Origin of the sequence: Gimesia panareensis (genome assembly GCF_007748155.1) — a bacterium.
Taxonomy (GTDB): domain Bacteria; phylum Planctomycetota; class Planctomycetia; order Planctomycetales; family Planctomycetaceae; genus Gimesia; species Gimesia panareensis.
Map to the genome: position 1 here is coordinate 4,278,865 of NZ_CP037421.1, position 7,338 is coordinate 4,286,202.

Here is a 7,338-nt window from a genome sequence, read left to right on the forward strand (position 1 = left end):
GTGGTCATCTGGGCGCTACGTTTTTATACCGATTTGCCACTACCCGACAGGCGCTACGTTTTCTGGCCGCTGTTTACAGAGACGTTAATCGCCCGGCACCAGCGGGACTGGGGACGGGAACAGACCCGTTTTAACCCGATTCATTACCTGAGTTTACTGGAACGGAAGCCGGGAGGCTTTGATCATGCCCGCCCCCTGGAAGACTGGGATCTGCCGGTCTGTCTGGGCATTCTCCGCCGTCGGCTGGAAGCCGAACTGCAGTCAGACGGCACGCGGGAGTTCATCAAGGTGCTGCGCCTGCTGGAACACCATCCGTTATCCGCACTGAAGCGTGCGGTGGAATACGCGCTGGACATTGATGCGACCCGCGCTTCTGCCATTCGCCTGATTCTGGAATACCAGCAGGAGTCACCGCTGACTCTGTTCAGCCTGGAAGGCCGTCCCCACCTGAAGCTGGTACAGGTGGCACAGACGGATGTTTCTGCTTACCAGTCCCTGTTAATCGGAGGTTAAACGTGACCAGAAAACAAACCAAAAGCCTGGTGCTGCTGCAGCACCATCTCAAGAACCTGAGGCTGCCCACCATCCTCAGAGAATGCGAAAAGATCGCCGCCCGTTGTGCCACTGACAATGTCGACCATCTGGGATTCCTGTTACAGTTATGTGAACTGGAACTGATTGAACGGGAACGCCGGGCCGCGGAACGACGTCTGAAGGCCGCGAAGTTCCCGACGTATAAGACCCTGGAAACGTTCGATTTTCAGGTCCAGCCCGGCCTCAACAAACTGCTGGTCAGCGAACTGATGCGGGGTGAGTTTATCGAGCAGCGGGAGAATATCCTGCTGGTGGGCAATTCCGGCACCGGCAAGACGCACCTGGCAGTCGCCCTGGGGATTGCCGCCTGCGGCCAGGGAAAGCGGGTCCGCTTTTACCAGGTCACAGAACTGATTACCCAGTTAATGGAAGCCCGCGAACAGCGGGAGTTAACCCGCCTGAAAAAGCAGCTCGCGAAACTCGATCTGCTGATTCTGGATGAACTGGGATATGTCCCCGCAAGTAAACTCGGCTCCGAGTTGCTGTTCGACGTGATCAGCACGGCTTACGAACGTTTCAGCCTGATCGTAACGACCAATCTCCCCTTTGAAAACTGGACCGAGGTCCTGGGCAGCGAACGGCTGACGGGGGCCACACTCGACCGGCTCACCCATCGTTGCCATATCCTGGAAACCACTGGTGAAAGTTACCGGTTACAGGACGCCAAACGGCGGCACACAAAAAGCTCAAGCAAGCAACCGCGACTGACGAAATAACAAAAGACCACGCATTCGTCCCCAAACAGCCACATCAGGACGAATCCTGCACAGACAGCGCTACGGTTTTCAACCGGCACGCGCTACGTTTTCTGGCCGCTGTTTACATGTCATCTGATTCCCCCTGGCTGGTTCTGCGGGAGTTCGTGATAAAACGCGACATTGCTGGCAATCAGCGGATTTTATGCGGTTAAAAGCGGTAAAAGTTGACCAGAAACGGTGTGCATCGATGAGCAGTTGTTTTTCAAATCGTGCTGAAACCAGAGGGTTTTATAGTGTGTCTGTGTCATTGATTCTGAGTGTTCCCGTGAAAAAGTAGTGAAAAAAGATCGTTGCTCGCGCGCGCGACGCAGAACAAGGCATTCTGGTCAGGAGCAGATCTGTGTCCAGTCCAGTTTATTCAGTCGTGAGGGAGGTTATGTGAGGTGGGATCTGTTTAGACCAGCTGCACTGTCGGGCAAGCCGACAGTGGCACCCGATCGCTCAGAGGGTAGGAGTTATTGCGGGCCATTTGAAACGTTGCTCTGTCAGTTTCCTGCTCGCGGTGCTCGCCTCGAATTGCATTCGGGGTGCCCCGATTTATTTGAGCGGAATGGCGCTAGCCACCGGTTTCACAGCCGAAGCCAGCATACAATACCGGCGGCTAGGTAGCGTTTATTTAATAGTTCTGAGAGTGATTCTGAGGTCTATAGCTTTAGCTATGTAAGTATTCACCTTGGCCGAGGGTGTGCTGTTACTCTTGTTTTCAGGACTTCAACAACAGAAAAGCCAAATTAGCCGCAGGGCGTTAGCCCCGGTTGAAACGACTTTGCTATATACCATCCGAATTAAGAAACGCTACCTAGCGCCTTGCCGCTCAGTACCAGGAGATCAGATTGACCTCATGAAGTTTGGATCTTCACGACTATTATTTCGATTTGACTTTGGGTCCCAGTTCGACTTTGTCTGCCCAGGTGAACCAGTCCTGTGCCATCTTTTGGACGCGATCGGGATGATTGTCCGCGAGGTTCTTCATTTCACAACGATCATCACCGATATTGTAGAGCTCCCATTGTTTGACATCTTTGTCCCAGACCAGTTTCCAGGGTCCCTGTCTCAGCGCCCGGTTGCTGGACCAGTACCAGGCCAGTGAATCATGGAGTGTTTTATTTTCCCCTTTGAGCAGACTCAGCATGCTGGTCCCTTCCAGGGGGAGCAGTTCGTGTCCCTGGTAAGTCTCTGGATATTTGGTGTCTGCGATTTCCAGGAAGGTGGGCAGGAGATCGATGATATGTGCGGTGCTGCGGTTGATCGTACCGGCGGGGACTTTGCCGGGCCACCAGGCGATACAGGGAGTAGAGATGCCCCCTTCGTGAACCCACGACTTGTAACGGCGGAAGGGGGAGTTCTGGGCCCAGCCCCAGGCGGGACCGACGGCGACGTAATCGTCTTTCGGGCCGGGATGACGAACTTTCGGGTCGCGTCCGCCCGGTTCCTCACTGCAGCCCCCGTTATCGGAAAGGAAAACGATTAAGGTATTGTCGAGCTGTCCGGTTTGATTCAATGTCTGACGGATGCGGCCGATGTTCTGATCCATGCAGTCGATCATCGCAGCATAGACGGCCATCCGCAGATCTTCGAAGTCCTGGTTGGCAGTTTCCCAGTCGTAACTTCGGCTGTCCCCCTCCGAGAGCGACCAGTTTTTTCCGGCGAGACCGAGTTCCTGCAGACGCTGCCAGCGGTCTTTCCGCATTTGCTCCCACCCCATTTTGAATTTTCCGACATACTTTTTGATGTCTTCCGGTTTCGCATGCAGAGGATAGTGAGGCGCTGTGTAACAGAGATGAATAAAGAACGGTTTTTCATTTTGACTGTAACGACGAATCATGCCCAGTGTGTGATCGGTAAAGGCGTCGGTGGTGTAGTAGTCTTTCGGAAATTCGGTGACCGCCCCTGCATCCTGCCCAAAACTGCGGATGCCGGCCCGCTTGTAAGGGGGATCGGAGATCGTCGGATCAAAGAAGTTGCAGCAGCCATCCAGGACGCCGTAATACGAATCGAAACCGCGAAAGAACGGGTGCGTGGTTTTGTCATAGCGGTTCAGCCAGCCGCCCGGCACTTCGCTTTTGGCGTAACCCTTGGTTTTCATCAGGTGCCATTTTCCGCTGAGACCGGTCTGATAGCCGGCGACTTTCATCGCTTCCCCGAGGGTGACCATGTTCTGGCGAAGATGTCCCCCTTTGCCGAAGCGGGGATAAAGTCCGGTCAGAATCGAAGCCCGCGTCGTCGTGCATTTGGCGTTGTTGTAGAACTGGGTGAACCGCATTCCCTCGTTTGCCAGCTGATTCAGATTGGGAGTATCGACTTCGCCTCCGTAGCAGCCGATATCCGAAAAGCCCATGTCGTCGCACATGATCAGAATGATATTGGGACGTTTCGCGGCCGAAAGCGAACCGCCAGAAAAGCACAGGACCAGGATTGTGAGACAAACAATGAGATGGTGGGATGAGCGCAGTTTAAACATGGTTGTCTATTTCATGAACAAAAAGAGGAGTCGGTCGGATTCGGGATCTATTGTAAAGAGCCGTTTCAGCAGACTCAACCAGAGAACGATCCAGCCGGAGGGCGTTTCAGGAAATGCGGGAACCGGCGAGTTCCGAATTGATCTGGGTCTCAGCAGAGGTTACATTTTAATAAACAACTTTACCAATCTTTTCTCTCACCAGCTGCTCGGGAGCCCTTTTATGTCTGCATCAAATCAGTCACGCCGCGACTTTCTGAAAACCACCGCTGCCGGCACCACGGCGGCCCTGTTCGGTGCTCCCGCGATCCATGCCGCCTCAAAAACCGATTCACGTGTCGTTCTCGGTTCGGGTGATCACCAGTATAAAGTCACGCACAACTGGGCGAAACTCCCCTCAAAATTCACCTGGCAGACGACGCACAATGTTGCCATCGACAAAGACGGCTTCGTGTATGTGATCCATGAAGGACGGGCCGATCAGACCGATCATCCTTCGATTTTTGTATTCGATCCCCAGGGAAAATATGTGCGTTCGTTCGGCAGTCAGTTCCAGGGGGGCGGACATGGCCTGGAAGTCCGTCAGGAAGGGAACGAGCAGTTTCTGTATGTGACCGCGTATCAGCATCTGAAAACGTTCGCCAAACTGGACCTCAAGGGGGAAACGGTCTGGCAGAAGTATGCACCGATGGTTTCCGGGTTTTACGCTTCTGGCGAAGCGACGCATCCCAAGAAGGTGTGGGGCCGCGATCGTTTCTTGCCAACCAACTTCGCATTTCATCCGGACGGGGGCTTTTATCTGGCCGACGGGTATGGGGCTTACGAGATCCACCGCTATGACAAAGACGGAAAATGGCTCTTCGCGTTTGGTGGCCAGGGGAAAGAGGACGGTAAATTCAATCTGCCGCACGGACTGTGGATCGACGCTCGTCCGGGACGTGAGCCGTCTGTCGTTGTTGCGGATCGTGCGAATGCCCGGCTGCAGTGGTTCACCCTGGATGGCAAGCACCTGGAAACGATGACCGGCTTTATCCTGCCTGCGAACCTGGACACCTACGAGGATCTGCTGCTGGTACCCGATCTGGCATCCCGGATTACGCTGCTCGACGGGAAGAATAAAGTCATTGCGCACCTGGGACAGGATCCTGAATGGGCCAAAGCGATGAAAACCGCCAAGCCACGGATGCGGGAAACCCCGGAGAAATGGCAGGCGGGCCGCTTCGTGCATCCGCATGATGCCTGCTTCGACCAGGACGGCAATATCTTCGTTGCTGAATGGGTGGCCACCGGTCGTGTCAGCAGACTTAAACGACTGGTCTAGCATGGCTCGCGAAACTTTTTAACATTCAGAAAGCGCACCTTACTCCTTTCCTGGAACTAGAAATCACAACATGAAACGCACACTTTTACTATTAACTCTCCTGTTCTCAACCTGTTCGTTCACGCTGGCTGCTGCCGATTCGCCGGCCCCGAAAATCAAGCTCAGTCCGGAAACGGAAAAGAAATGCCTGGAAGTGCTGCGGGCAGCGATTCAGAGTGATGAGTTCTGGCCTTCGATGCACGCCGCCGAGGCATTGACGCTGGCCGGGAAAGGAGCGGAAGTTCGTATGATCGTGGAGCCGAAACTGAAGACCGACAAAGACGACCAGCACCGCTGCGGACTGGCGCGCGAGCTGGTCCGTGCGGGAGATCGTTCCAAAGCCGCGATCATGTTCCAGATTCTGGCAGGGAAGAATCCTTACGGACATGTGCATGCCTGCGAGTCTTTGTACAAAGTCAATGAACTGGGTGACGGCTTCCTGATCCGGGCAGCGATGAAGTCGGAGAATCCCAAGAAAGCGATGATGGCAGCCGCCCTGCTCTGCCGCTGGGGAAATCCAAAAGCGTTTGAAGTGGTACGAAAATATCTGGAAGACCCCGATGTTAAAACGGCGAGTATCGCGGCCTGGATCATTGCCCGTGTGGGTGACAAACAGGACATCCCCGCCCTCAGAGCGAATGTGAAACGGACCGATGATGCTTTCACCCGCTGCTACTTTGAATGTGCCCTGGCGATGCTGGGGGATCCGGAAGGTCTGGAGGCGGTCAAACGGAATCATTCCAGCAGCGATCCCGCGGTGAAAACGTACTCGGCTATCTTCGCGGGAGAAGCAGGCGCGAGTAACCTGAAAGACAAACTGATTAAGCAGCTGAGCGACGAAAATCTGGATGCACGGATCCGGGCGGCCCAGGCGCTGATCGTGCTGGCAAAAAGCGAGCCTCCGAAAGACGAAATCGTCGTCACCGATGTCTATGAAGCTTCAACTGAGTATCCCCGCTACAGCGAAGGTTCGATCCTGCCCTTGAACGATGGTTCTCTGCTCTATGCGACGACACAGTTCGTCGGCAGTCATTCCGATTTCGCGACAGCCCGGATTATCGGAAAGAAGTCAATGGACGGAGGCCGCACCTGGAGTAAACCACGCGTGCTGCAGGAAAATACGGGCAAGAAGAATGTGATGTCCGCTACGCTCCGCTACCTGGCGAGTCCGCTGCATGAGAAACGTCCGATCGGGCTGTTTTACTTGAAGAAGAACACGCTTTCAGATCTGAAGGCGTATCTGAAGATTTCTAATGACAATGCCAAAACATTCGGACCGCCGATCGAAATTACGACTCCCCCCGGCTATCACGTGATGAACAACGACCGGATCACGATTCTCTCCAGTGGACGCTGGCTGGCGCCGGTCGCTTCGACTGCCGATGTGGGCAAGGTCAATCATTTTGTCTGCACTTGCTTTATCTCGGACGATCAGGGCAAAACCTGGAGACAATCCAAAGGGAGCGTTGATTATGCGAAACGGGGCGCGATGGAACCGGAGGTGTTTGAGCTCAAAGATGGCAAGGTGCTGATGATCTTCCGTACCCAGTTTGGGCATATCGGTTCCAGCATTTCCGGAGACGGCGGCAACACCTGGAGTACGCCTGCCTCGTGGGGTGTGCGTGCTCCGGAAGCGCCGGCGACACTGCGTCGCGTGCCTTCGACGGGTGATTTGATGCTGGTCTGGAACGACAACTTTGATCCGAACGCCAAAAGCCACGGCGGACAGCGGGCGCCGCTGACCGTCGCGATCAGCGATAATGAAGGACAGACCTGGAAGTTGAAAAAGAACCTGGAGACGGATGCCGACCACGGCTATTCCTACATCAGCCTGATCTTTTACAAGGGCCGGGCCATCATGAGTTATTATGTCAGCGATCCGGACCAGAAGATCTCGTCGCGTTTTCGTTCGATTCCGTTGTCCTGGTTTTACGAGGAGTCTGACGACTAGAGATCTTTAATCATGACTCCAGATGAGAATGCCGTGTAACGTCTCAATCGTACCATACGGTACCTGTATGTATTTGGAAGGATGTGTGCGGAGGCTGGGAATATTTCAGGCTATTCGTGCGGTTGTACTGACAGTTTCCTAATCGCTACGCTCACCCCGAATTACATTCGGGGCTACCCGGGGTCTTATTTGGAGTAGGAAAGATTGCAGTGTATGG

General features: G+C 54.3%; 4 protein-coding genes and 1 pseudogene. 4 read left to right on the plus strand and 1 reads right to left on the minus strand.

Annotation, left to right across the window (positions count from 1 at the left end):
• Together Enr10x_RS15815 and istB are read left to right on the plus strand one after the other, a co-directional pair.
• Positions 1–513 (plus strand): annotated as a pseudogene (locus tag Enr10x_RS15815) (hypothetical protein); the annotation flags it as partial.
• 2 nt (positions 514–515) lie between these two features.
• Positions 516–1,310: an IS21-like element helper ATPase IstB gene (istB, locus tag Enr10x_RS15820; protein ID WP_145447830.1), complete on the plus strand. Its 795-nt coding sequence runs from the start codon at positions 516–518 to the stop codon at positions 1,308–1,310.
• Between the two features lie 907 nt (positions 1,311–2,217).
• On the opposite strand, the gene Enr10x_RS15825 is transcribed toward istB, so the two are convergent.
• The gene (locus Enr10x_RS15825) at positions 2,218–3,813 is read right to left on the minus strand and encodes an arylsulfatase (protein WP_145450641.1); all 1,596 of its coding nucleotides are present in this window, start codon (positions 3,811–3,813) and stop codon (positions 2,218–2,220) included.
• A gap of 220 nt (positions 3,814–4,033) precedes the next feature.
• Between Enr10x_RS15825 and Enr10x_RS15830 the strand changes: the two genes are divergently transcribed.
• Together Enr10x_RS15830 and Enr10x_RS15835 are read left to right on the plus strand one after the other, a co-directional pair.
• Positions 4,034–5,131, plus strand: a complete 1,098-nt coding sequence (locus Enr10x_RS15830) for a twin-arginine translocation signal domain-containing protein (RefSeq protein ID WP_145450642.1) — start codon at positions 4,034–4,036, stop codon at positions 5,129–5,131.
• Between the two features lie 70 nt (positions 5,132–5,201).
• Positions 5,202–7,121 carry an exo-alpha-sialidase gene (locus Enr10x_RS15835; protein WP_145450643.1) on the plus strand — a complete coding sequence of 640 codons (1,920 nt, stop codon included), beginning with the start codon at positions 5,202–5,204 and terminating at the stop codon, positions 7,119–7,121.
• The last annotated feature ends 217 nt before the right edge of the window (positions 7,122–7,338 follow it).